The sequence below is a fragment of the Stutzerimonas azotifigens DSM 17556 genome (assembly GCF_000425625.1).
In the GTDB taxonomy this organism is placed as follows: Bacteria; Pseudomonadota; Gammaproteobacteria; order Pseudomonadales; family Pseudomonadaceae; genus Stutzerimonas; species Stutzerimonas azotifigens.
Map to the genome: position 1 here is coordinate 174,382 of NZ_KE384408.1, position 24,389 is coordinate 198,770.

21 protein-coding genes are annotated in these 24,389 nt (G+C 68.7%); 10 read left to right on the forward strand and 11 right to left on the reverse strand.

Going from position 1 to position 24,389, the window contains the following annotated elements; all coding sequences use genetic code 11:
* Positions 1-170: 170 nt before the first annotated feature.
* Positions 171-1,607: an amidohydrolase family protein gene (locus H610_RS0111375; protein WP_028239783.1), complete on the forward strand. Its 1,437-nt coding sequence runs from the start codon at positions 171-173 to the stop codon at positions 1,605-1,607.
* A 179-nt stretch (positions 1,608-1,786) separates the two neighbouring features.
* On the opposite strand, the gene H610_RS0111380 is transcribed toward H610_RS0111375, so the two are convergent.
* On the reverse strand, positions 1,787-2,575 hold the full coding sequence (locus H610_RS0111380) for an outer membrane protein OmpK (protein WP_028239784.1): 789 nt from the start codon (positions 2,573-2,575) through the stop codon (positions 1,787-1,789).
* Positions 2,576-2,990: 415 nt separating this feature from the next.
* On the opposite strand from H610_RS0111380, the gene rmuC reads away from it, so the two are divergent.
* Positions 2,991-4,577: a DNA recombination protein RmuC gene (gene rmuC, locus H610_RS23760; RefSeq protein WP_236614289.1), complete on the forward strand. Its 1,587-nt coding sequence runs from the start codon at positions 2,991-2,993 to the stop codon at positions 4,575-4,577.
* 410 nt (positions 4,578-4,987) lie between these two features.
* On the opposite strand, the gene nfsB is transcribed toward rmuC, so the two are convergent.
* On the reverse strand, positions 4,988-5,641 hold the full coding sequence (gene nfsB, locus H610_RS0111390; protein ID WP_028239785.1) for an oxygen-insensitive NAD(P)H nitroreductase: 654 nt from the start codon (positions 5,639-5,641) through the stop codon (positions 4,988-4,990).
* 57 nt (positions 5,642-5,698) lie between these two features.
* Positions 5,699-6,706: a zinc-binding alcohol dehydrogenase family protein gene (locus H610_RS0111395; RefSeq protein WP_028239786.1), complete on the reverse strand. Its 1,008-nt coding sequence runs from the start codon at positions 6,704-6,706 to the stop codon at positions 5,699-5,701.
* A gap of 102 nt (positions 6,707-6,808) precedes the next feature.
* On the opposite strand from H610_RS0111395, the gene H610_RS23765 reads away from it, so the two are divergent.
* The 3 genes from H610_RS23765 (at position 6,809) to H610_RS0111410 (ending at position 10,788) form a co-directional block, all read left to right on the forward strand.
* Entirely contained in the window at positions 6,809-7,768 is a 960-nt protein-coding gene (locus H610_RS23765) for a LysR family transcriptional regulator (RefSeq protein ID WP_051231713.1), read from the forward strand.
* Between the two features lie 234 nt (positions 7,769-8,002).
* A complete protein-coding gene (locus H610_RS23770; protein ID WP_051231678.1) occupies positions 8,003-10,234 on the forward strand; it encodes a hybrid sensor histidine kinase/response regulator in 2,232 nt (743 codons plus the stop codon).
* 125 nt (positions 10,235-10,359) lie between these two features.
* Positions 10,360-10,788 carry a DoxX family protein gene (locus H610_RS0111410; RefSeq protein ID WP_051231680.1) on the forward strand — a complete coding sequence of 143 codons (429 nt, stop codon included), beginning with the start codon at positions 10,360-10,362 and terminating at the stop codon, positions 10,786-10,788.
* Between the two features lie 709 nt (positions 10,789-11,497).
* Here H610_RS0111410 and H610_RS0111415 read toward each other — a convergent pair.
* From H610_RS0111415 to H610_RS23775, 5 genes are all read right to left on the reverse strand, one after another.
* A complete protein-coding gene (locus H610_RS0111415; protein WP_028239788.1) occupies positions 11,498-12,343 on the reverse strand; it encodes an SPFH domain-containing protein in 846 nt (281 codons plus the stop codon).
* Between the two features lie 38 nt (positions 12,344-12,381).
* Positions 12,382-12,825 (reverse strand): NfeD family protein, encoded by a 444-nt coding sequence (locus tag H610_RS0111420; RefSeq protein WP_028239789.1) that lies wholly within the window; start codon positions 12,823-12,825, stop codon positions 12,382-12,384.
* A 214-nt stretch (positions 12,826-13,039) separates the two neighbouring features.
* A complete protein-coding gene (locus H610_RS0111425; RefSeq protein WP_028239790.1) occupies positions 13,040-13,708 on the reverse strand; it encodes a TIGR04211 family SH3 domain-containing protein in 669 nt (222 codons plus the stop codon).
* 601 nt (positions 13,709-14,309) lie between these two features.
* Positions 14,310-14,909: an NAD(P)H:quinone oxidoreductase gene (gene wrbA, locus H610_RS0111435; RefSeq protein WP_028239791.1), complete on the reverse strand. Its 600-nt coding sequence runs from the start codon at positions 14,907-14,909 to the stop codon at positions 14,310-14,312.
* A gap of 82 nt (positions 14,910-14,991) precedes the next feature.
* The gene (locus tag H610_RS23775) at positions 14,992-15,942 is read right to left on the reverse strand and encodes a LysR family transcriptional regulator (protein WP_051231682.1); all 951 of its coding nucleotides are present in this window, start codon (positions 15,940-15,942) and stop codon (positions 14,992-14,994) included.
* A 102-nt stretch (positions 15,943-16,044) separates the two neighbouring features.
* Here H610_RS23775 and H610_RS0111445 point away from each other — a divergent pair, with 102 nt between their 5' ends.
* The 3 genes from H610_RS0111445 to H610_RS0111455 all read left to right on the forward strand — a co-directional run bounded on the left by H610_RS0111445 (position 16,045) and on the right by H610_RS0111455 (position 18,952).
* Positions 16,045-16,956, forward strand: a complete 912-nt coding sequence (locus H610_RS0111445) for a pirin family protein (protein ID WP_028239792.1) — start codon at positions 16,045-16,047, stop codon at positions 16,954-16,956.
* 146 nt (positions 16,957-17,102) lie between these two features.
* Complete coding sequence (locus tag H610_RS0111450; protein WP_028239793.1) at positions 17,103-17,864, forward strand: SDR family NAD(P)-dependent oxidoreductase; 762 nt, start codon at positions 17,103-17,105, stop codon at positions 17,862-17,864.
* Positions 17,865-18,034: 170 nt separating this feature from the next.
* Positions 18,035-18,952 carry an AraC family transcriptional regulator gene (locus H610_RS0111455; RefSeq protein WP_028239794.1) on the forward strand — a complete coding sequence of 306 codons (918 nt, stop codon included), beginning with the start codon at positions 18,035-18,037 and terminating at the stop codon, positions 18,950-18,952.
* A 6-nt stretch (positions 18,953-18,958) separates the two neighbouring features.
* On the opposite strand, the gene H610_RS0111460 is transcribed toward H610_RS0111455, so the two are convergent.
* Positions 18,959-19,903: a LysR substrate-binding domain-containing protein gene (locus H610_RS0111460; RefSeq protein ID WP_028239795.1), complete on the reverse strand. Its 945-nt coding sequence runs from the start codon at positions 19,901-19,903 to the stop codon at positions 18,959-18,961.
* A gap of 118 nt (positions 19,904-20,021) precedes the next feature.
* On the opposite strand from H610_RS0111460, the gene H610_RS0111465 reads away from it, so the two are divergent.
* Positions 20,022-21,272, forward strand: coding sequence for a cation:dicarboxylate symporter family transporter (locus H610_RS0111465; RefSeq protein ID WP_028239796.1), 1,251 nt, complete (start codon positions 20,022-20,024; stop codon positions 21,270-21,272).
* Positions 21,273-21,277: 5 nt separating this feature from the next.
* Here the strand turns inward: H610_RS0111465 and H610_RS0111470 are convergent, their stop codons facing one another.
* A complete protein-coding gene (locus H610_RS0111470) occupies positions 21,278-22,894 on the reverse strand; it encodes an argininosuccinate lyase (RefSeq protein WP_028239797.1) in 1,617 nt (538 codons plus the stop codon).
* A 580-nt stretch (positions 22,895-23,474) separates the two neighbouring features.
* Between H610_RS0111470 and H610_RS0111475 the strand changes: the two genes are divergently transcribed.
* The gene (locus H610_RS0111475) at positions 23,475-23,756 is read left to right on the forward strand and encodes a hypothetical protein (protein WP_028239798.1); all 282 of its coding nucleotides are present in this window, start codon (positions 23,475-23,477) and stop codon (positions 23,754-23,756) included.
* Positions 23,757-23,759: 3 nt separating this feature from the next.
* Here H610_RS0111475 and H610_RS0111480 read toward each other — a convergent pair whose 3' ends face one another.
* On the reverse strand, positions 23,760-24,140 hold the full coding sequence (locus tag H610_RS0111480; RefSeq protein WP_028239799.1) for a hypothetical protein: 381 nt from the start codon (positions 24,138-24,140) through the stop codon (positions 23,760-23,762).
* Positions 24,141-24,389 lie beyond the last annotated feature (249 nt).

The following is a 24,389-nucleotide window of genomic DNA, read 5'->3' on the forward strand; positions in this document are numbered from 1 at the left end:
CTCCCACAAGAGCAGGCGGTGCTGCACCGGGCCCTGTGGGAGGCGCGCCCTCGCGGCGATTGCAGGCCGTAGGCCTGCCTGAGGATCAAGAGCATCACACCCCGGGGTCGGGCCTCCCACAAAAGTGGCCCATCCTACGTTTTGCCTCATCACAACATTGAGGGCATCCCATGCACACCAACACCAGTTGGCTGATCCGCAACGCCAGCGCCATTCTCACCGGCCTGTCCGGTGACCAGGCGCGTCACGCCGGGCCGGACATCCGCGTCGTCGACGGCCGCATCGCCGCCCTCGGCACGCTCGAACCGCAGGCGGGCGAGGCGGTCATCGACGCGCGCGACTGCGTGCTCTATCCGGCCTGGGTCAACACCCATCACCATCTGTTCCAGTCGCTGCTCAAGGGTGAGCCGCGCGGCCTGGACCAGACGCTGACGCCCTGGCTGGCGGCCACGCCGTACCGCTTTCGCGGCGCCTTCGACGAGGACAGCTTCCGCCTGGCCGCGCGTATCGGCCTGGTCGAACTGGTGCGCTCGGGCTGTGGCACCGTGGCCGACCACCATTACCTGTACTACCCGGGCATGCCGTTCGACAGTGCGGCGATCCTCTTCGAGGAAGCCGAGGCGCTGGGCGTGCGCTTCGTGCTTTGCCGTGGTGGCGCGACCCAGACCCGCCAGCTCGAGGCCGAACTGCCGCAGGCGCTGCGCCCCGAGCGTTTCGATGACTACCTGGCCGACGTCGAGCGGCTGGTCGCCGCCTACCACGAGCCGGCCGGCGACGCCCGGCGGCGGGTGGTGATGGCGCCGACCACCGCGCTGCATTCCACCACCCCCGAGCAGCTGCGTGAGACGGCCAGGACCGCGCGTCGCCTGGGCATCCGCCTGCACAGCCATCTCTCGGAGACCGTCGACTACCTGGATGCGGCGCGCGCCAGGTTCGGCATGACCCCGGTGCAGTTCTGCGCCGAGCAGGAATGGATCGGCCCGGACGTCTGGTTCGCCCATCTGGTCAAGCTGCTGCCCGAGGAGATCCGCCTGCTCGGCGAGAGTCGCAGCGGCATCGCCAGTTGCCCGCAGAGCAACGGTCGCCTGGGCAGCGGCATCGCCGACCTGCCGGCGTTGGATGCGGCCGGTGTCACTGTCTCGCTGGGCGTCGATGGCGCCGCCTCCAACGAGGCCGCCGACATGCTCTCGGAAACCCATGCCGCCTGGCTGCTGCAGCGGGCGCGCAAGGGCGAGCGGGCGCAGCCGCGCTATGCCGGCGGCGAGTTTGAGGGCGGCGCCGATGCGGCCCGCATCGAGGACGTGCTGCGCTGGGGCACGGCCGGTGGCGCACGGGTGCTCGGGCTCGACGCGGTCGGCACGCTGACGGTAGGCCAGGCGGCGGACCTGGCGATCTACCGGCTCGACGACCCGCGCTATTTCGGGCTGCACGACCCGGCCATCGGGCCCATCGCCAGCGGCGGCCGTGCGCACCTGCAGGCGCTGCTGGTGGGCGGACGCAAGGTGGTCGAGGACGATTGCATCCCGGGGCTGGACATGGCCGAACTGGGGCGGCAGGCGCAGGCGGCGGTGGCGCGTCTGAAGGCGCGGGCCGAGGCGCTGGCTTGAACCGGGTTCGTCAGGCCGGGTTGGCCGAAGGCGACGGTCGGGCGGGTATGCCGTCCGCGAGAGCAGGGCGAGCCGGCTGAAAAAGAATGGCGGCATTGCCTGGCAGTGCCGCCGAAATCGATGCGTGATTCAGGAGAGGTATCGCAGCCGCCGCCCTGGAGCCGGGCGGCGGGATCGTCTTAGAAGTGCGCTTTGACGATGAAGTTGGTGACGTTGTTGTCGGTGTTGAAGGCACTGCTGTCTTCGATGCCGTACTTGTTCGACCAGTAGTCGTACTCGATACCGACGTAGAGCGTGCCCGGGGTGTAGTCCAGGGCCTTGCCCAGGTCATACTTGACCTGCGGGTTGATGTGCAGGTTCTTGGCGAGGTAGTCGCCCTTGGCCTTGGAGCCCTTGTCATTGACTACCCAGTCGATGTAGCCGTCGAACAGGATGTCGGACTTGCCGACCGGAATGGTGATGGCCCAGGTGGGAGTGATCTGCCACTGGCCGCCCGGCTTGCCGGTGATGCCGTCGGGCTTGCGGTAGTAGGTGTTGATGGCCAGGCGATCGAAGCCGGGCACTTCCAGGTCCACCGCCGGGCCGAGCAGGTAGTTGCGGTTGCGGTCTTCGCCACGCTCGTAGGTAGCCGAGAGCAGCACGTCCTTGATGGGGCCGAAGGAAAGGTCGGCACCGGTGATCTTGCCGAACGACAGCCGCGGGCTGAACTCGCCGTAGTAGGTGTGGCCATCGTTCCCGGACAGGCCGTTGTACCACTTGTTGTCGACGAACAGGAACATGTCGCCCCAGGTCCAGCCGCTGGCATGTTCGAAGGTGATGGTCTGCTGGATCTCGCCAGCATCGACCGCGAAATTCTTGCCGTACAGGTAAGTCAGGCTGTTGTTCTGCCAAAGCATCGGGGCGGCCATCGCCTGGCCTGCGAGCATCAAGCCGCCCGCAAGCGCGGCGGTGGTCAGAATGCGTTTCATCGGTGTGAGCTCCTGTTGCGTTATGTGTGCTTGATTTCTTGGCCAAACGGTCAAGCTAACGAACCATTAGCAAGACCTGCGCCAATCGTTGGCGCTTCGCTTTGGCTCTTGTATTTCATTAGAAAATCAGTGGTTTAGTGTACTGTTTGGGCGGCTTGGGCGCTTCGTCCGGATAGCTCTTCGTTTCAGTCGCCCCAAAAAAAGCTGACTGGGCCGACAATCGCTCCAAATTGATGCATCCAATCGGGCGCGCATATGGCTACAGACGCGAACACAGCACGGCTGCGGACGTCATCCGTGCCTTTTCTTTACATACCGATCCCGCCTCGGGTGGACCTGTCGTGCAGGTTTACATACCTTTGCAGGCGACAGGTCGTGGTGTCGTACCCGCCAAGCACACGAAGGAGCACATCCAATGATGCCGATTTCGCCTCTGGCCCTCGTGGGAAGCGGGTTTCTGCTCGTCGCCTGCCTCGCCTTCGGGCTGCTCTGGCAGGGCCTGCGGCTGCGCGAGCTGCGTGCCGCGCTGGCGGCCGGCCGTGACCAGCTCGACCGCCAGGCCCTGCTGCTCGAGCAGCAGGCGGCGGAAAGCCGCGAGCTGCATTCCGCGGTACGCGCCGAGCGGGCGCACGTCGAGCAGCTGGAGCGGCAGCTGGACTACGCGCGCGACGAGGCCATGACCCTGCGCCAGCAGCTGCAGCGCCAGCAGGAGCAGGTCGCCGAGGCGCGCAGCCAGGCCGAGGCGGCCAAGGCCCAGCGGCTGCAGCTGGTCGAGCAGCACGAGGAGTTGCGCCAGGCCCATGCGCGCCTGTGCGAGCAGCACGAGAGCCTGCAGCAGCGACATGCGCAGAAGGCCGAGGAGCACGCCACCCTGGCCAGCACGCTGGAGCAGAAGGAGCGGCATTTCGCCGAGCAGCAGCAGTTGCTCAAGGACAGCCGCGAGCAGCTCAAGCTGGAATTCGAACAGCTCGCCGGACAGATCTTCGAAGCCAAGGGCCAGGCCTTCTCGCAGCACAGCCAGCAGTCGCTCGACGCGCTGCTCAAGCCCTTCCGCGAGCAGATCGAGGGCTTCCGCAGCAAGGTCGAGGACATCCACCACAAGGACGTGCAGCAGCAGGCGGCGCTGATCCAGGAGCTGTCGCACCTCAAGGAGCTCAACCGGCAGATCACCCAGGAGGCGCACGACCTCAGCACCGCGCTCAGGGGGCAGAAGAAGATGCAGGGCAACTGGGGCGAGCTGATCCTGGAGAACGTGCTGGAGCGGTCCGGACTGGTACGCGGGCGCGACTTCGAGCGCGAGGTGAGCATCGACGGCGAGGACGGCCGCCGCCGGCCGGACGCCATCGTCTACCTGCCGCAGGGCAAGCACCTGATCATCGACGCCAAGGTCTCGCTCAACGCCTACACCCGCTACGTCAACGCCGAGGACGAGGCCGAGCGGCGCATCGCCCTGGCCGAGCACGTGTCCGCCTTCGGCCAGCGTATCCGCGAACTGGCCGATCGCGACTACCACGCGCTGCCGGGGCTCAAGGCGCCGGAAATGGTGTTCATGTTCGTGCCCATCGAGTCGGCCTTCGTCGAGGCGCTGAAGGCGGACGAGACGCTGTTCCAGAAGGCCATCGAACGCAACGTGCTGGTGGCCACGCCAACCACCCTGCTGACCAGCCTGAACATCGTCCGCCAGCTGTGGCGCTTCGAGGACCAGAACCGCCACACCGCCGAGCTGGCCGACCGCGCGGCGAAGGTCTACGACAAGCTGCGCACCTTCCTCGGCAGCATGGACGGCGTCGGCAAGAGCCTGGAGAAGGCGCAGGAGGCCTACCGCAAGGCCTGCGACCAGTTGGTCAGTGGCCGCGGCAACCTGGTCAAGCAGGTCAACGACTTCCGCCAGCTGGGCGTGGCGGTCAAGGGCGAGATCGCCGAGGAATGGATCGACCGGGCGGAGCTGGAGCTCGGGTTCGCCGGCGCGCCGGAAGGGGTGAGGGTGCTCGAACGGGAGTGAGGGGCGGTCGCCTGCTGCCGTACGGCGCTGCGGTGCCAGGTTCGCGGCCAAGGCCGCTCCTACGAAAAGCCCGTGTGCCTGTGCCGCGCGGGAGCGGTCTTGACCGCCATTCCCTTCTCCCACGGGAGAAGGTGGCCTGCAGGGCCGGATGAGGGCACTGCGCTTGGGCCAGCGTTGTCGCCGCGAGGGCGCGCCTCCCACGAGGCCCCGCGCCGTGCCGCAGCGTCCGCTCCTACAGGTGTCGCAGCTACAGGCCGCGCGGGGCGCTTTTCCCTTCTCCCCACGGGAGAAGGTGGCCCGCAGGGCCGGATGAGGGGGCCGCGGGCTTCCAGAAAATGTGGGAGCGGTGTTGACTGCGAGCGGACCTGACGTCGCTATCCGCGGCCAAGGCCGCTCCTACGCAGCCGGGATTACAGGTAGGTGAACACCGTCTCCGCCGGCAGGCGCGACTTCGGCAGGCCGGCGTTGAAGTCGGCTTCGCCGCGGTAGCCCAGCGAGACCATCACCACGCTGGTCAGGCCCTGTTCGCGCAGGCCGAGTTCGAGGTCCAGGGCGCGGTGGTCGATGCCTTCCATCGGCGTGGCGTCGATGCCCTCGGCGGCGGCGCCGAGCAGCAGGGTGCCGAGCGCCAGGTACACCTGCTTCTCCATCCAGTGCTGCAGGTCCTTGTATTCGTAGCGGTGCAGGGTGACGTAGCCGTTGCGGGTGGCCTGCTGGCCGGCGCGTGCCTCGGGCTTGGCGAAGCGGCCGTCGCGGGCTTCCTGCTCGAGCAGTGCCTCCAGGTGCTCGGGGGTCATGTCGACGCTGGCGCACAGCAGGATGACGTACGAGGCATCGCGGATCTTCGGGGCGTTGTAGCTGAAGTTGCCCTGCGCACCCTTGGCCAGGCGCTCCTTGCCGGCGTCGCTGGAGGCGACGACGAAGTGCCAGGGCTGCGAGTTGACCGACGAGGGGCTGTGGCGCAGCAGCTCCAGCAGCCCGTCGATGGTTTCCTGCGGCACCTTGCGGGCGGGGTCGTAGGCTTTGGTGGCGTAGCGCGTCTTGGCGGCGGCCAGAAGGTTCATCGCGGTCTCTCCATGCGGGTTGATGAATCGAAAGAACGAGGCTGAGGCCTGATCGGCTCAGAAGCCTTCCAGCACCACCTTGCCCCGCGAGCGACCGCTCTCGATCAGGGCGTGGGCGCGGCGCAGGTTGGCCGCCTCGATGGTGCCGTAGTGTTCGCCGAGGGTGGTCTTCAGCGTGCCCTGCTCGATCAGCTCAGATATCCGTTGCAGCAGTTCGTGCTGGCTGATCATGTCCGGCGTCTGGAACAGCGAGCGGGTGAACATCAGCTCCCAGTGCAGCGACAGGCTCTTGCGCTTGAGCGGCATGGCGTCGAGCTGTGCCGGGTCGTCGATCAGCGCCAGCCGGCCCTGCGGCCGCAGCACCTCGATCAGCTGCGGATAGTGCAGGTCGGTGTGGGTCAGGCTCGCCACCTGGTCGACGTAATCGATGCCGAGCTTCTGCAACTGCGGCGCCAGCGGCTGGCCGTGGTCGATCACCTGGTGCGCGCCGAGCCCCTGTACCCATTCGCGGGTTTCCGCGCGCGAAGCGGTGCCGATCACCGTCAGCCCGGTGAGCCGGCGAGCCAGTTGGGTGAGAATGGAGCCGACGCCGCCGGCCGCGCCGACGATCAGCAGGCGCTCGCCCTGGCCGGCGCCTTCGCGATTGCCGAGGCGGTCGAACAGCAGTTCCCAGGCGGTGATCGAGGTCAGCGGCAGGGCCGCCGCCTGGGCGAAGTCGAGGCGGGCCGGCTTGCGCCCGACGATGCGCTCGTCGACCGCCTGGAACTGCGCGTAGCTGCCCTGGCGGGTGAGGTCGCCTGCGTAGAAGACCTCGTCGCCGACCTTGAACAGGCTGACGTCGGCACCCACTGCGCCGACCACCCCGGCGGCGTCCCAGCCCAGCACCCGCGGCGTTTCGGTCGGCGAGCCCCTGCGCACCTTGGTGTCGACCGGGTTCACCGAGATGGCGCGCACTTCCACCAGCAGGTCGCGCGGGCCCGGCTCGGGGGTGGGCAGCTCGAGGTCGACCAGGGCGTTCGGATCTTCGATGGGCAGGCCGTGCTGGGTGTAGGCGATGGCTTTCATTGCGGTTCCTCGCAAAGGGACGGGAAGACGAAGCATGCTCGGCGCTCGCGCTTTTTGCATAAAGAGGCAAAATCGGACATCACTTTCTCGCTGGGAATGAAAATGATCCGGATCGACGACCTCGCCCTGTTCGTCCGCTCGGCGGCGCTGGGCAGCTTTTCCAACGCCGCGCGGGAGGTCGACCTGCTGCCCGGGCAGGTCAGTGCCGCGATCCAGCGGCTCGAGCGCGAGCTGGACATCCGTCTGTTCGCCCGTTCCACCCGCAGCCTGCGGCTGACTTCCGAGGGCGAGCAGTACCTGCCCTATGCCCGCGAGGTGCTGGAGACGCTGCGCGAAGGGCACGAACGTCTGCGCCGGGAAAGCCCGGAACTACAGGGCATGCTGCTGATCGCCGCGCCCTCGGACTTCGGCCGCAACCAGCTGCTGCCCTGGCTGGTGGAGTTCCGCGCGCTGCACCCGCGGCTGAAGATGCGCTTCTTCCTCTCCGACCAGGTGGCCGACATCTTCCGCGATCCGGTGGACGTCGCCATCCGCTACGGGCGCATGGAGGATGCCAGCTTCATCGCGCTGCCGCTGGCTCCGGAGAACCGCCGGGTGCTGGTCGCCTCGCCGGACTACCTGGCACGCCACGGCCGGCCGGCTTCGCTGGAGGATCTGCCGGGGCATGCCTGCCTGGTCTACCTGCTGCACGGCCGCGCCTACGACAAATGGGTGTTCGAGGAACAGGGGCGGCGCCGGGTGGTCTCGGTGACGGGCACGCTGCTCAGCGATGACGCCGACGTGGTGCGTCGCTGGGCGCTGGCCGGGCAGGGCATCGCCTACAAGTCGTGGCTGGACGTGAGCGACGACGTGGCCGCCGGGCGCCTGGAAGTGGTGCTGCAGGCCTCGATTGGCGAGGCGCTGCCGCTGCACCTGGTCTGCCCGCACCGCCGCCAGTATTCGCCGGCGATCCAGCAGCTGCACGCGCTGCTGCGCGAGCGCTGCGCCGCGCTGACGGCGGGCTGGCCGGCCTGCGAGGCGCCCGGTTGCCGTCCAGGCGCGGCGCGTTCTGCGGTAACCTAGGCCGCCCCGGTTCGCCGGCCATGTGCGTGCCGAGGTTCGGGCTATGCTGGGTGCCGGTGGAGTACGGGCTGCTGCGCAGCGAGCGCTGACCGTCGCGAGGCGCGTGAAGGATCTCTGGCCGCGCGGCAGCGCTCCGCCTATCCTGTCTCGATCCGAACCACCGGTGCGGCCGACCTGACCGGCCCGCACCTCCCCGCAGCCGGCATGCTGTGCCGATAACGAGTTTTCTCGGACGTGTCGATTCGCTCCCGCCTCATCTTCCTCGTGCTCGCCGTGCTCGCGCCGACGGTCGTCTTCGCCGCGGTCGCGACCTACTGGATCTACCAGTCGCAGTGGACACGGGTATACGAAAGCATGCAGGAGACCACGCGGGCGGTGGCGCTGGCAGTCGACCGCGACCTGGCGCGCTACGACGCCATCGTCACCACCCTGACCTTCTCGCGCTCGCTGGCGGCCGGCGACCTGGAGCGCTTCCACCAGCGCGCCGGCGCGGCGATCCGGCCGCTGGGCATCCGCGTCATGGTGTTCGACCCCGACGGCATTCCGCTGCTCGACTCCCGCAGGCCGTTCGGCGCGCCCCTGCCGATGTCGCCCAGCCTGCCGCGCCTGGGCGAGGGCCCGGGCATGGACATCAGCCGTCTGTTCTTCGACGAGGACGAGCGCCAGTACGCCTTCGCCGTGCACCGGCCGGTGCTGCGCGACGGCCAGCTGGCGTACTACGTGGCGATGGAGTTTCCCGCGGCGAGGATCGGCGAGACCCTGGTCGAGCAGGGGCTGCCGGCCCGCTGGCTCGGCGTGGTGCTGGACGAGCACCACACCATAGTGGCGCGCACCCGCAACGCCGAGCGGCTGGTCGGCCAGAGCGCCGACGCCGATTTCAGCGCGCGGATCCGCGCGCAGGCGAAGGACGACGGGTCGATCGAATCGATCACCCGCGACGGCGAACCGGTGCTGACCTTCTTCAGCCGCGCCCGCGCATCCGGCTGGACGGTGCTGATCGCGCTGCCGAGGGACGAGCTGCTGGCCAGCGCGCTGACCTCCATCGCCACCGTCGCCGGGTGGGTTTTCCTGGTGCTGCTGCTGGCGTTGCTGCTGGCGTTCGTCGTCGGCCGCACCATCACCCGTCCGCTGACCGTGCTGGACGAGCTCGCCGGAGCGTTGGGCCGGGGCGAGGCGCTGGAGGCGCCGCACACCGGCATCGACGAAACCGACCGCACCGCCCGCGCCCTAGTCGAGGCCAGCCGGCAGATCCGGCAGTCCAACGCGGTGCTCGCCGAGCAGGTCGCCGACGCGGTGGCGCGGGCCGAACGCTCGCACCAGGCGCTGCTGCAGGGACAGAAGCTCGAGGCGCTCGGCCGCCTGACCGGCGGCATCGCGCATGACTTCAACAACCTCCTGCAGAGCATGACGGTCGGCCTGCAACTGGCCGACATGCTGAGCACCGAACCGCGCGCCAAGCGCGCCCTGGAGGCCTGCCAGCGCTCGGTGGCGCGCGGCACGCAGCTGACCCGCCAGCTGATGACCTTCAGCCGGCATCGCAGCGACGAAGCCAGGCAGGTCGACCTGCGCATGCTGGTGCTGGGCATGAGCGACCTGCTCGGCGGCGCGCTGCCGAGCCGGGTGACGCTGGAGTTGGACCTGCCGGAAGGGCGCTGGCCGGTGCAGGTCGACCCGCTGCAGTGCGAGCTGGCGATCCTCAACATGGCGCTCAACGCGCGCGACGCCATGCCCGATGGGGGGCACCTGACCATCTCCCTGGCGGCCGTGCAGCTCGAGGTTGGAGGCCACCGCGAGCTGCCCGGCGGGCCCTATGTCGAGCTGAAGGTCGCCGACAGCGGCCAGGGCATGAGCGAGGAGGTGCAGGCCAAGGCGTTCGAGCCGTTCTTCACCACCAAGGCGGTGGGTGAGGGCACCGGGCTCGGGCTGGCCCAGGTGTACGGCTTCGCCCGGCAGTCGCAGGGCAGCGTGTCGATCGACAGCTGCCCCGGCCAGGGCACGCGGATTTCCCTGCTACTGCCGCGCAGCGTGGGCGTCGTCGAGCCCGCCGCGGCGGCACTGGCCGATCCCGCCGCGGCATCGGGCAACGCCCGGGTGCTGCTGGTCGATGACGACGCCGAGGTGCGCGAGGTGGTGGCGGCGATACTGGAGGAGCTCGGCTACGCGGTCGAGCCGGTTGCCGATGCCGATGCCGCGCTGGCGCGGCTGCAGGCCACCGACCGGCCGGCGATCGACCTGCTGCTGTCCGACATCGTGATGCCCGGGAGCCTGGACGGCGTCGGCCTGGCGCAGACCGTGCGCGAGCGCTTTCCTGGGCTGCCGATCCTGCTGGCCACCGGTTACACCGACCGGGCGCCGGCCGAGCGCGGCTTCCGGGTGCTGACCAAGCCCTTCGACATCGCGACGCTCGGCAATGCCCTGCGCGAGGCACTGCGCGGCAACAACGAAAAAGCCACGCCCGGGTCGTAACTTCGTTCCAATCATTCGAACGTAGCGCTCGATATTTACCGTCTATTGCGAATGAAGGGCCGCTGGCAGACTTCTCCTCATCGCGGCGCACCAGGGGGTGCGCCCTTCATTGAAGAGGAAATGCCATGTCCCGCTCGATCGCTCTCGACTCCGCCTCCCGCCCGTACGCCGCCGGCGCCGATTCCGCCGCCCTGGCCGGCCGCCTGCTGCTCAGCGCCATCTTCATCCTGTCGGGCCTGTCCAAGCTCGCCGCGCCGGCCGGCACCATCGGCTACATCGAAGCGGTCGGCCTGCCGTTTCCCGGCCTGGCACTGGCCATCGCCGTGGCGGTCGAGGTCCTCGGCGGCATCGCCCTGGTGATCGGCTTCCGCACCCGTCTGGTGGCCGCCGGTCTGGCGCTGTTCAGCGTGGCCACCGCGCTGGCCTTCCACAACGCGCTGGGCGACCAGAACCAGTTCATCCACTTCTTCAAGAACCTGGCCATGGCCGGTGGTCTGCTGCAGGTGGTGGCCTTCGGCGCCGGCCGCTACAGCCTGGACGCCCGCCGCGGCTGAAGCCGGCAGGTCACGGAAGACCGGGATGGCGCTTTTCCTTCACCCTCCGGGAGAAGGTGGCCCGCCGGGCCGGATGAGGGAGGCGTGCACGGCGCCCTCATCCCGGCTCTCTCCCGGAGGGAGAGGGAGAGGGGGATGGTTTGGTGTCGGTTCGCAGATATAGTGCCGGCCTCGGTCGCAGGCAGAGCCTGCTCCTACAGGCCCCGCCCGCCCGGCCTGCTGGCGATACGGTGCCTTTCCCTTCTCCCCGCGGGAGAAAGTGGCCCGCAGGGCCGGATGAGGGAGGCTCGCACGGCTCCCTCACCGCGGCTCTCTCCGGAGGGAGAGGGGGATGGTTTGGTGTCGGTTCGCAGATATGGTGCCGGCCTCGGTCGCAGGCAGAGCCTGCTCCTACAGGCCCCGCCCGGCCTGCTGGCGATACGGTGCCTTTCCCTTCTCCCCGCGGGAGAAGGTGGCCCGCAGGGCCGGATGAGGGGGCGAGCCGCGTGCCCGCCAGCCCTCACCATCCTCCTCTCCCGGTGGGAGAGGGGTTGGTTTGGTGCCGGTTCGAAGGTTTCGTGCCTGCCTCGGTCGCAGGCAGAGCCTGCTCCTACAGGGATTGCCGAGGCTTCAGGCAGCGCATGCCTTTCCCTTCTCCCCGCGGGAGAAGGTGGCCCGCCGGGCCGGATGAGGGAGGGCCCGAAGTGTTTCGACCCGGCCGTGACCCTGGTCAGCCCTTGAACAGGCCGCGCAGGGCCTGCGGCAGGTCGGCCGGCAGCACCACGGTCTTGGCGTTGGTGCTCGCCGCCAGGTCGTTCATGGCCTTGATGTAGCGCTCGCCGAGCAGGTACTGCATGGCGTTGCCGTCGGTGCCGAGCGCGTCGGCCACCTTGCGGATCGCCTCGGCCGAAGCCTCGGCCAGCGCCACCTGGGCCTCGGCGTCCCTCCTCGCCGCTTCCAGGCGCCCTTCGGCGTCGAGTATCAGCGCCTGTTTCTCGCCCTGGGCCTTGGTCACCGCGGATTTGCGCATGCGCTCGGCGGCGGCCTGCTGCTCCATGGCGACCTGCATCGACTCCGACGGCTGGATGTCCTGCAGCTCCACCGAGCGCACCGAGATGCCCCAGTCCATGGTGCTGGAAGCCATCGCCTCGCGCAGCCTGGCCTTGATCTGGTCGCGCGAGGAGAGCGCATCGTCCAGGTCCATCTCGCCGATGATCGAGCGCAGGGCCGTCGTCGCCAGGCTGGTGATGCCGAGCTTGAAGTTCTCCACGCCGTAGGAGGCCTTGGTCGGGTCGGTGACCTTGGCGAAGCAGATCGCGTTGGCCACGATCACCGCGTTGTCGCGGGTGATGACTTCCTGCTGCGGTATGTCGAGGATCATGTCCTTGGTCGACAGCTTGTAGGGCACCGTATCGACGTAGGGAATGATGAAGTTCATCCCCGGCTTGAGCGTGGTGCGGTACTTGCCGAGCCGCTCGACGACCCACTCCTGGCCCTGCGGCACGATGCGCACGCCCGCGCCTATGGTGACCACGACCAGGCCGAGCAGTACGACGGCGACGATCAGTTCGTTCATTTTCTACAGTCCCTCGTTGAAATGCCCCGTAAAGAGCGTTAGGCCCTGGCGACCTTGACCATGTCACCCTGGAAGGAGACGAGCCGCACCCTTTCCCCTGCCGCGATGTCCTCGTCGGCCAGGCAGGTCCATTCGTCGTAGCCGAGGATCGGCTTGGTGAAGCGCACCTTGCCGCGCGTGAAGGGTGACACCGGTTCGATCAGCTGGCCGGGTTCGCCGACCCATTCCTCGGCGGTCCAGCGTTCCGGCCCGGCGTCGCCCTTGCGGCGGAACAGACGGAACCAGAGGAGCACCATGAGCACCGAGGCCAGTGCCCAGAGCAGCAACTGGACGGGAAGCGACAGGCCCGGCGCGATGACCAGCACGACGCCCACCAGCACCGCGCCCATGCCGAACCAGAAGATGAAGAACGCCGGGACCAGCAGCTCGGCGAGCATCAGCAGCACGCCAGCCACCAGCCAGTACCACCACTCCACCTGCATGCAGCCTCCCTTGCGACCCGTCCCGTCCGCTGGCGAGGTCGTCATCGATCCGTGATCTTAGAGCCAATGTCTGGACGACCAGGGGCCGTCGGTTCAGGCGCGCAGCCTGTCATAGGGCGCGGGCGAATGCCAGCGCCGGGAGGGCGGAGGCGCGTCCTGGCGAGAGTGATCGTCGGGACGCGGGTCGGCTATGGAAAAGACGGTGAGGCGGCGCTCAGAACCAGCGGTCGTTGCGCTTGCGGCCGCGGGTCATCGCCGGCAGGATCAGCCCGGCCAGCAGCCCGGCGCCGGCGATGCTGCCGCCGTACACCAGGTAGCGCATCAGCAACTGGTTGTTCTCCTCGCCCAGGCGCGCCTGGGCGGTACGCAGCGCCGATTGGGTCTCGGTCAGCTCCGCGTTGAGCGCCTGGCGGCTGGCCTGCAGCTCCTCGATCAGCGCCTTGCGCGAGTCCAGGGTCTCCTGCATGCCCTGCACGCGGGCTTTCCAGCTGTCGTCGATGGTCTGCAACTGCGCGCTGAGCTCGGCTACCTGCTGCTCCAGCGCCGGCACCCGCTCGGCCTGGCCGGGCTGGGCCTGCAGGTCGCTGCTGAGGATCCAGACCCGGTCGCCGCCTTCGCCGCGCACCTCGCTGTAGTCGCCCTGCGTCTGCAGGAGCTGCACCTTCTGGCCGGATTTCAGCGCACCAACGATGCGATAACCGTCGGAGGGGCCGCTGCGCACGTAGGTCTGCAGGCTGTCGCTGACCCAGCGCTCATTGCTGCCGGCCTGCTGGGCATGCGCGGCGGGCGCCATCAGCAGCGCACCGAGCAGGCCCAGCCCGCCGAGCGTACGGCGGGGTAGAACGAAACGAATGTCGATGGCAAGGAAAACGGATTTGGACATTGGCGGACACGAAATTGGAGGCATGGGAGGCCCGAAAAAGTACGGGCCACGAAAATAGAAAAGGCGAGAGGCCGGTGGGCCGCTCGACCGAAACTGGGGCCTGACGATCAGGGGATAGCGAAGCGGCTCGAAGGAGGCCGCCCATGCAGGCCGACAGCACCCTGACCCGTTGGTTCACGAAAGGTTCAACGAGTGGCCGGACGGATGTAACGGAAAGCGGGCAGAGGGGGGAGGGGTCGGTGAGTGCGGGAAAGGCTTTGCAGCGGTCTCGAGCGGGCCGGGAAACGTTCGTCGGAACGTTGGTTGCAACGCTGTAGCGGTTGATGTTTTTGCGCGCTCGGGTCGAAGTCGTTGCCCGTCAATGGGGCAGGACCTGTGGGAGCGGTCTTGACCTCGAAGCTTTTGGCCCGCGGGTCAGGGACGAGCTGTGTCACTACGCCGCGGCGCTACGTAGGAGCGAGCTTGCTCGCGAACAGGTTCGGCACGAGGCTACGTGCTTGCTCGCCGCGCCGGCTCCATTCGCGGTCAAGACCGCTCCTACGGAACCAAGTCAGAAAAAGGGCGCCCGAAGGCGCCTTGGATCAGCGGCTGTCGCCCACGGTCATCCGAACAGCTTGACCGCCGTTTTGGCGATCAGCTCGCCCTGGTGACGCGCGCCGGCCAGCTCGGTCTCGCTGGGCTGGCGCGAGCCGTCGCCGTCGGTGATGGTGGTCGCGCCATAGGGGGCGCCGCCGACCACTTCCTTCACGCCCATCTGGCCCTGGTGGCTGTAGGGCAGGCCGACGATGGTCATGCCGAAGTGCAGCAGGTTGGTGATGAGCGAGAACAGCGTGGTTTCCTGGCCGCCATGCTGGCTGGCGCTGGCGGTGAAGGCGCCGCCGACCTTGCCGTTCAGCGCGCCGCGCGCCCAGAGGCCGCCGGCCTGGTCGAGGAAGGCCGCCATCTGGCTGCTGATCCGGCCGAAGCGGGTGCCGGTGCCGACGATGATCGCGTCGTACCCTTCCAGGTCGGCGATGGTGGCGACGGAGGCCGGCTGGTCGAGCTTGAAGTGCGCATTGCGGGCGATCTCTTCCGGTACCGTCTCGGGCACGCGCTTGACGTCCACCTCGGCGCCGGCGGCACGGGCGCCTTCGGCGACGGCGTAGGCCATCGTCTCGATGTGACCGTAGGACGAATAGTAGAGAACCAGAACCTTAGCCATTGAGAGTTCCTCAGCGGTTGAGCGGCCATGCCGCGGGAAGCCGTCAATGTGTCACGCCTCATGGCATCGAAAAAGAGGTGGATTATCGACCATCAGGTTCGATTTTTTCGAAGGGTTGGCCTGCCTTTGCCGTCTCGGCCGCGGCCTGCTCCTTGAGGCGCTCGATCAGCCAGGTCGCGGCCGGGCCCGGCGGCGTGTCGGTGCGGTAGAGCACTTCGAAGGTATAGTCGATCGGGGGGCAGTCGGGCAGCTCCAGCCGGACCAGCCGGCCGGACGCCAGGTCGTCGGCGACCATCGGCGCCGGCATGTTGCCCCAGCCGATCCCTTCGCGCAGCAGCATGTGCTTGGAGCCCAGGTCGGCCAGCCGCCAGGTGCGCGTCCCGACCACGGCGAACTCCTGGTCGCGGGTCAGCGTCGAGCGGTCGGTCAGCACCAGTTGCACGTGGCTGCGCCCGGCACCGGGCGGATGCGGACCGTTGCGGGCGAGCGGGTGGTCGGGGGCCGCCACCGGGATCAGCGCTACCCTGCCCACGCCGATCCGCTCGAGCCCGCCGATGTTCGTCATCGGCCCGCTCACGCCCAGCGTCGCGCCGCGATCCAGCACGCGCTGGGTGACCCCGCCGAGCGCCTCGATGTGCAGGTGCAGCGACACGGTCGGAAACTGCGCCCGGAATGCCTTGAGCGCATCGACCACCCGTTCGGCCGGCAGCATCACGTCCAGCACCAGGTGCACCTCCGCCTCCAGCCCCTGTAGCAGGCCCTTGACCTTGGCGCGCAGGCCGTCGACGCCGCCGTAGATGCTGCGCGCCTCGGCCAGCACCATGCGCCCGGCCTCGGTGAGCTGCGGCTTGCGCGTGGTCTTGCGGTCGAACAGGGACACGCCCAGCTGAAGCTCCAGATTGGCGATCGAATAGCTGACCACCGAGGTGGCGCGGTGCAGCTTGCGCGCCGCGCCGGCGAAGCTGCCGACTTCCACCACCGTGAGGAAGACGCGCAATTGGTCCAGTGTCGGTGTTCCGGGGTCGGTGCTCATTTCCAATTCCTCGAACGTTTGCGTCGATATTAGCCGGCTTTTGCAAACGAAGAGGGCGGCCTACCCTGTCTTCGTCCTTCACCGCAACCAGCCGAGGCGACCATGACCCAGAGCAACAGCACCGCCGTCGAACAGATCCTGCTGCCGAACGTGCGCGACGTCGGCGGCTTCGACGTGCGCCGCGCGCTGCCCTCGGCGCGCCGGCGGATGGTTGGCCCCTTCATCTTTCTGGATAGCTTCGGCCCGGTGATCTTCGGCCCCGGCGAGGGCGCCGACACCCCTCCGCACCCGCACATCGGTCTGGCGACCGTCAGCTACCTGCTCGAGGGCGAGCGGCTGCATCGCGACAGCGCCGGCTTCGTCCAGCAACTGCTGCCGGGCGAGATCAACCTGATGACCGCCGGGCGCGGCATCGTGCATTCGGAACGCAGCAACCAGCAGACGCGGCGCGACGGCGGCACCCTGATGGGCTTCCAGGCCTGGCTGGCGCTGCCCGAAGCGGTCGGGGAGAGCGACCCGGGCCTGCAGCACGTGGCGGCCGCGGACATTCCACTGATCGAGGGCGAGGGCGCGACCCTGCGCCTGCTGGCCGGAACCCTGGAAGGGCGGCAGGCGCCGACTCGGGTGCACTCCGACCTGTTCTACGCCGACCTGGCGCTGCAGGCCGGCGCGCGCTACCGGCTGGATGCCGAACACATCGAGCGCGCGTTCTACGTGGCAGCGGGGGAGGTCGAGGTAGTCGGCGAGCCCGGCGCCTTCGCCGCCGGCCGCCTGGTGGTGCTGCGCCCGGACAGCGAGGTGGTGTTGCGCGCCCGCGGCCCGGCCCGGGTGCTGCTGCTCGGCGGCGAGCCGCTCGGGAGCCCGCGGCACATCTACTGGAACTTCGTCTCCAGCCGGCCCGAACGCATCCAGCAGGCCGCCGACGACTGGCGCGCCCGGCGCTTCCCGGAGGTGCTGGGGGACCACGAGTTCATTCCGCTGCCGCCGCAGGGGCCGGTGCGCCTGCGCTTCTGAAGGCGGCATGACGCGATTGCGCGCAAGAACCCGACAGATCCCGCAAACGGCCGAAAGCGCCGGCGCCGTCAGCGCGCGAGAGTGCTCCCCGTCGACAACGACGACCCTGGCCGAGCGCCCGGGTTTCCCATGCGGAGGAGATCACCATGCAAGACATCAATCCCATCCCCCAGGAAGTCGCCGGCAAGGTAGCCCTGGTCACCGGCGCCGCCAGCGGCATCGGCAAGGCCATCGCCCTGTTGCTGCACGCGCGCGGCGCCAGGGTGGTGGCCGAGGATCGTAATCCGGACGTCGAGCAGCTAGCCCGGCCCGACCTGCTGCCGCTGGTGGCCGACATCACCGAGGACGGCGCAGCCGAGCGCGCGGTGGGGCTGGCCGTCGAACGTTTCGGGCGCCTCGATATCCTGGTGAACAACGCCGGGATCATCATCAACAAGCCGGTCGTCGAGATGACCCGAGAGGACTGGGAGCGCATCCAGGCGGTCAACGCCACGGCGGCCTTCCTGGATGCACGCGAGGCGGTCAGGGCGATGCTGCCGCACCGCTCGGGCGCGATCGTCAACATCGCCTCCTACGCCGCCTATTTCGCCTTCCCGACCATCGCCGCCTACGCCGCGTCCAAGGGCGCCCTGGCGCAGCTGACCCGCACCCTGGCGCTGGAGGTCATCGAGCACGGCATCCGTGTCAACGCCATCGGCGTCGGCGACGTGGTGACCAACATCCTCGACGAAGTGGTGGACGACGGGCCCGGTTTCCTCGCCGAGCATGGCAAGGCAGCCCCCATCGGCCGCGCGGCGCGCCCGGAGGAAATCGCCGAGGTGGTACTGTTCCTCGCCTCCGAACGGGCCAGCTTCATGGTCGGTTCGGTGGTGATGGCCGACGGCGGCATGACCGTGACAGCCGGTTGATCGGTTGGCTCGCGCGGCCCATGCAGGATCAGGCAAGCAGCCGGGAGTTTTCGGCCTGACGGGGGAGCGTCCGGCCCGGTAATCTGCCTCGCCCAACCGGCGCGGGCCGCCCGCCCGCGTCCTTCTCCCGCTTTGCTAAGCTGCCGATACCCCAAGCCGAGGGCTTTCTCATGGACACGAACGATTCCGCCGCCCGGCACCTGCTCGACGCCTATCGGGCCGAGCTGGTCGAACTGGTGCTGCGCCGCGCGACCGAGGCGGGCTCCTACGAAACCGCCATCGCCCCGCTGCACTTCATCCGCTGCGATGCCCCCACCGATCCGATCCACGGCGTGCACCAGCCGGCGCTGTGCCTGCTCCTGCAGGGGCGCAAGGAGGTGCGCCTGTGGGACGAGCAGTACTTCTACGATCCGCTGCACTACCTGGTGGTTTCGGTGACGCTGCCGGTCTCCGGGCGGGTCATCGAGGCCTCCCCGGAAGAGCCCTATCTGTGCATCCGCCTGGACATCGACCCGGCGGAGATCGCCCAGTTGGTCTCCGAGAGCGGCCCGGTCGGGCTGGCGGGCGAGTCGTCGCGCGGGCTGTTCCTCGACCACATCGACGCACCGCTGCTCGACACCATGCTGCGCCTGGTGCGCCTGCTCGACACGCCGCGCGACATCGGCATGCTCGCCCCGCTGGCGTTGCGCGAACTCTACTACCGGCTGCTGCACGGCCGGCAGGGCCAGCGCCTGTACGAGATCGCCGTGGCCGACTCGCAGACCCACCGCGTCACCCGCGCCATCGACTGGCTCAACCGGCACTACGCCAGGCCCCTGCGGATCGAGGAACTGGCGCGGCTGGCCAATCTCAGCACCTCGACCCTGCACCATCGCTTCAAGGCCATCACCGCCATGAGCCCGCTGCAATACCAGAAGCAGCTCCGGCTGCAGGAGGCGCGGCGGCTGATGATCAGCGAAGGACTCGACGTCTCCAGCGCCTGCTACCGGGTCGGTTACGAAAGCCCGTCGCAGTTCAGCCGCGAGTACAGCCGGCAGTTCGGCAGCGCGCCGTCGAAGGACGTCGGGCGGCTGCGGCGCAGCGCCTAGTGGATCTCAGGCCGGCTGCACGGCGCGCTCGTCGCGCCCTTGGCGGCGATAGGCCCTGGCCAGTTCGCGTGCCAGCCCGATGAAGTTGTCCAGCGCCGGCGAGCGATTGAAGGCCCGGCAGACCAGCGTGAGCGGTGCCACCAGGCGCGGACGGGCGCCCTCGATGCGGCGGTAGGCGACGCTCTCGCGGTGGATGTCGCGCATCGACGCGGGGACGACCGAGACGCCTTCGCCAGCGGCCACCAGGCTGACGTTGGTCAGCATGCGCTCGACCTCGAAGGCAACCTGTGGCTCGAAGCCGGCGGCCCGGCAGGCGCGCAGCAGGTTGGCATACATGCCCGGCGCACCGGGGCGGCGGACCAGAATGAACGGCTCGTCGCGCAAGGCCTCCAGGGGCACCGCCTCGCGCGGTTCGGCCAGCGCCGGGTGCCCGGCCGGCAGCACCATCAGCAGTTCCTCGACCAGCAGGCGGTGGAAGTCCAGGCCATCCGGGCGGCTCACCGGCGCGCGGAGGATGCCGACGTCCAGCTGCCCGGCGTGGGTCAGCGTGGTGAGGCGGTCGGCATTACCTTCCCGCAGCGTGATGGCAACGCTCGGATAGCGCTCGCGGTAGGCGCGGATGATGCGCGGGATCAGCGGGTGCGCGGTGGCGGAAGAGGTGAAGCCGATCGCCAGGGTGCCCTCGACGCCCCTGGCCACTCGTGCGGCGCGGCGCGCGCCATCCTGCACGCGGGCCAGGATGGCCTTGGCTTCCTCGAGGAACGCCTCGCCGCCGGTGGTCAGGTCGACGCCCTTGGCGTGGCGCCTGAACAGCTCGAAGCCGAGCTCCTCCTCCAGCGCGCGGACCTGCTGGCTCAGCGGCGGCTGCTGCATGTTCAGGCGTGCGGCGGCGCGGGTGAAGCGCTTCTCCTCGGCGACCATGACGAAGTAGCGCAGGTGTCGGAGTTCCATGGCATTTCTTGCGGGTGGAGGCTGCGGGCAGCGTCGCGGAGGGGGGATGGGCTAGGATACGAAGCATTCGAGCGACTGAACGACAAAGCGACAAGAACAACAAGATGCGCGACGGATCATGACCCTGACCAGTACCAGAAACGATACCCTGCTGCTCTTCGTCGCCATCACCCTGGGCATGGCGTTCGGCATCCTGCAGCCGGACCTGGCGGTGCGCATGAAGCCGCTCAGCGATCTGTTCCTCACGGTGATCGGGCATGCCGTGCCGGTGTTGATGTTCGTGCTGGTGGCCTCGGCGGTGGCCGGGCTCGGCCGGCGCGGCGAGGGCCGGCGTTGTGCCGGGCGCATGCTGCTGTATTTCCAGTTGGTCGGCGTGCTGGCGCTGATCACCGGTGCTGCGGCGGCGCTGCTGCTGGCGCCTGGCGCCGACTCGCCATCGACCGGTGCCGTAGCCGCGGCGGCTCCGCCGGTCGACGTCTGGGCGGCCGTGACCAGCGGCCTGACGCAGGTGCTCGGCCACACGCTCATCCTTCCCATATTGCTGGCCGCACTGGCTTTCGGCCTCTGGCTCGGCCTGTCCGGGACCGTTGGCGAGCCCTGGCGCCGCGGCCTGGATGCCTGCGTCGACGGGCTGCTCGCGGCCCTGCGCCTGCTGCTGCGCTTCGCACCGCTGGCGGCGTTCGGCGCCATGGCGTTCACCTTCGGGCGCTACGGGCCGGCATCGGCCTGGCCGCTGCTCAAGTTCATCGGCACGGTCTATCTCGCCTGCTTCCTGTTCGTGGTGCTGGTCATGGGCACGCTGGCCCGCTGCACCGGTTTCGGCTTGTGGCGGCTGGTTCTTTACATCAAGGAGGAACTGTGCCTGGTCGCCTTTACCGGCGCCTCGGTGGCGGCGGTGCCCGGGCTGGTCGACAAGCTCGAGCGGGCCGGTTGCGACCGCGCGCTGCTGCGGCTGGTGCTCAGCAGCGGCTACACCTTCAATCTGGCCGGCTCGAACATCTACCTGACCTGCGCGATCGTGTTCCTGGCGCAGCTCGCCGGGGTGTCCTTCGACGGCGCCCAGTGGCTGTCGCTGCTGCTGGTGACGCTGCTGACCTCGCTCGGCTCGACCAGCGCCGCGGGCTCGTCCTTCCTCACCCTGGCCGCCACCCTCGGCGCGCTCGGGCTGGTGCCGCTGGACAGCCTGGGCATCCTGCTCGGCGTAGAGCGGCTGATGAAGTGCCGCTCGCTGACCAACGTGCTCGGCAACAGCCTGGCCTGCCTGGTAATCGCCGCCTGGAGCGGGGCGCTCGACCGCGCGGCCCTGCGCGAGGCGCTCGGGGCCCGGCGCAAGACGGCGCTTGCCGACGCGATGGCCGGCAAGCGCTGAGGCGGTCAATTCTTCAGCAGGCTGCCGAAGGCCTTGTCCAGCGCCGTCTCGGCCTTGGCCAGCCGGTCGCGACGGTCGCGCGTCCAGTGCTGGTCGCCGGCCAGCGCCTTTTCCGCCTGCGTAAGCATGCGTCGGACTTCCGCCGGCTGCGGGCCGCCGGTGCCGACGCGGGTCCTGACCATGTTCTCCGGAGACAGGGTGGCGCGGAACGCGGCTTCGTCGAGCGGCAGGGTCCGGGTCTTCCACTCGTACTTGTCCGCCGCCTGAGTGAACAGCCGCTGGGCCTCGGCGTAGGGGAAATCGGCCGGCACGAACCCTTCCTGGCGGGCATGGCCGACCACCGCCGAGGCGAAGCTGTGGCCGATGCGGAACGGCACCTTGTGCTCGCGCTCAAGGGTGTCGGCCAGTTCCATCGAGGTGGTCCATTCCGCCTCCAGCTCCTCGCGGGCACGCTGCGGGTTTATCACCAGGGCGTCGAGCACCGCCTGCATGCGGACGAACATCTGCTGCGCGCTGTCGAACAGCCCGAGTTCGTCATAGGCGAACTTGTAGTCGGTCATCCCGGTGGTGACGTTGTGCGCGCGCAGGGTGACGGTATGGGCCAGCCCGACCACGTCGGAGGCGGTCTCGCGGGCACGCATGATCAGCCCCGGATTGCGCTTCTGCGGCATGGCGCTGCTGGTGTAGGTGGCGCCTTCCTCGAGCAGCAGCCAGGGGCGGATCTGGTGGTACTGGGTGTGGATGTCGCCGAGCATGGCACCGATGCGGATCGCCGAGGACGAGGCGATGCCCGCCGCCTCGAGCGGGATGTCGTAGGTCGACACCTGGCCGGCGTCCAGCGAGTTCTCGCGCACCCCATCGAAGCCGAGCAGTTCGGCCAGGCGCTCGCGGTCGAGCGGCCAGGCGGAGTTGGCCAGCACCGCCGTGCCCATCGGGCTGCGGTTCAGGCGTTCGTAGAGTTCGCGGATGCGCTGGCCGTCGCGCTCGAAGGCCGCCTCGTAGGCCAGCAGGTAGTGCGCGTAGGTGATCGGCTGGGCCTGCACGCCGTTGGTGTAGGCCGGGATCAGCGTCTCGACGTTGTCCTTGGCCAACTCCAGCAGCCGTGCGCGGGTCTGGTTCATCGCTTCGGTGTAGTCGAGCAGTTGGCTGCGCAGGGCGGCCAGGCGGTAGGTCGCGTACATGTCCTGGCGGCTGCGCCCGGAATGGATCAGCGAAGCCTGTGGGCCGATCGCGTCGATCATGATGCTCTCGATCTGCAGCACGTCGCTGGGGCGCTTGCCGTCGGCCTTGCCGGCCTGATCGATGACGTGCTGCACGCCGCGGGCGATCTCGTGGCCCTGCTGGCGGTCGACGATCTTTTCCTCGCTGAGCATGACGATGGACGCCTTGTTGATGCGGTTGATCCAGGCGAACTGGTCGTCGTGCGCGCCTTTCTTCGCGGCGCCGCGGTCGACGCTGGCGCCGATCTTGGCCGCCTGGGCGGCGCATTCGGCGGTGGTGCGGCAGGGCAGCTCGCCGGTGTTGGCGGCCTGTGCGCTCAGCTGGGTGGTGGCGAGGGCGAAGGCCACCGCCAGGGACAGGGTGGTTTTCCGCCGGCGCGGGGAAGCAGATGAGTTGAGCATGCGGCTCTCCGGATTGTTGTTATTGGAATGGAGGCGCCGATCGAAACCCGTCGGCGCTCGAGGCCAATGCTAGTGAGCGATTGTTCGGATTAAAAATATATGTCCGATATGGATTCGAGATGTTTTGCGTATGTATGGCTGCGCTGCTCGACGGCTGAGTGGTCTTGACCAGGTCGCAGGCAGAGCCTGCTCCTACAGGCGCCGAGGCCACGGGCAGCGCGCCGGGCTTTTTACAAGAGTGCGTGCCCGTACATTGCCCACAGGGGCATTCCGAGCTTCCTGGCCGCGCCAGGCTTTTCCCTTCTCCCGCGGGAGAAGGTGGCCCGCAGGGTCGGATGAGGGCTGGCCACTGCGGTCCTCATCCCAACCCGGTCCCGAAGGAAGACGGGCTGGCCGGCCCGTGCCAAAAGCTGCCGGGACCTTGCCGATGCTGTCGAAACGCCATGAAACATTCGGCAAAACTTCGACGAACGGTCATAAAGAAACCGGGAACAGCGGCAGATAACCCGGATAATCGAGCAGTCACCGCAGTGCCCTGGCCCGGCGGGTGACGCGTATCAAAGGCCACGAGAACCTAGCCATGACCACCGAACTGAAGGCCGTCAACAACGTCTCCGTCCTGCGCACCGCCGCCCACGTGGCCGACGACGCGCTGGAATTCCTGCGCAGCGGGCGCGACATCATCGTCTGGATGACCGCGCTCAACAGCGCCATCCGCCTGGACATCGAACACGGCCGCGGGCTGAACGTCGAGGCGCTGACCAGCCTGGCGCAGTACATCGGCGAAGACTGGGGCAACCACCTGGAGAACGAGATCGGCCGCATGCAGGAGCAACTGGAAGGCAAGCACCCGACGCTCTGACCTTCACTGCCGTGGGCGGTCGCGCACGGCGGCCTGCCCCTGGCAATGGCGCGACTGCCAGCAGCCGCTGGTCGGCGACAGGGAGCGCGTCTCGCAGGCGTAGTTCACCAGCACGTCGCCGCCACGGCGCACCGTCTGCAGCTTGAGCAGCCACAGCGCCTCGCCTTCGGTGCCGGCGGTGCGCTTCATCGACAGGGCGTCGCAGGAACTGCTGCGCACCGGGCCGATGACGCTGTGCAACGGGGGGATGGCTGACGCCGGGTAGGCGCGGACCTTTTCCGCCTTGGCCACTTCCTCGGCGGTGAAGTCCGCCGGGGTCGCCGCGCAGCCGGCCAGCGCCAGCAAGGCTGCGGCCTGGAGCAGGCCCGCCAGGCGCGCCCGCACGGGCGCGTTCGCTTCGGCTCCCCTTCGGCCAGCGGCCACCTTTCCCATCTCTCCCATCCCGTCGCAGGGCTTGTCTCGGGATACCTGCTCGGCAGGCATCGTCGGGCTCGAGGCCACTGGGTCACCTCTCTCTTGGGCACGAATTCGGATCTGTTCCGGTCGGTGCCTGCCAGAGGCTGCACACCGACGTTGCTATAGAGGGGCGTGCCGACCTGCAAATTCCTGTCGGCAGGGCGCTCGGGCCCGTCT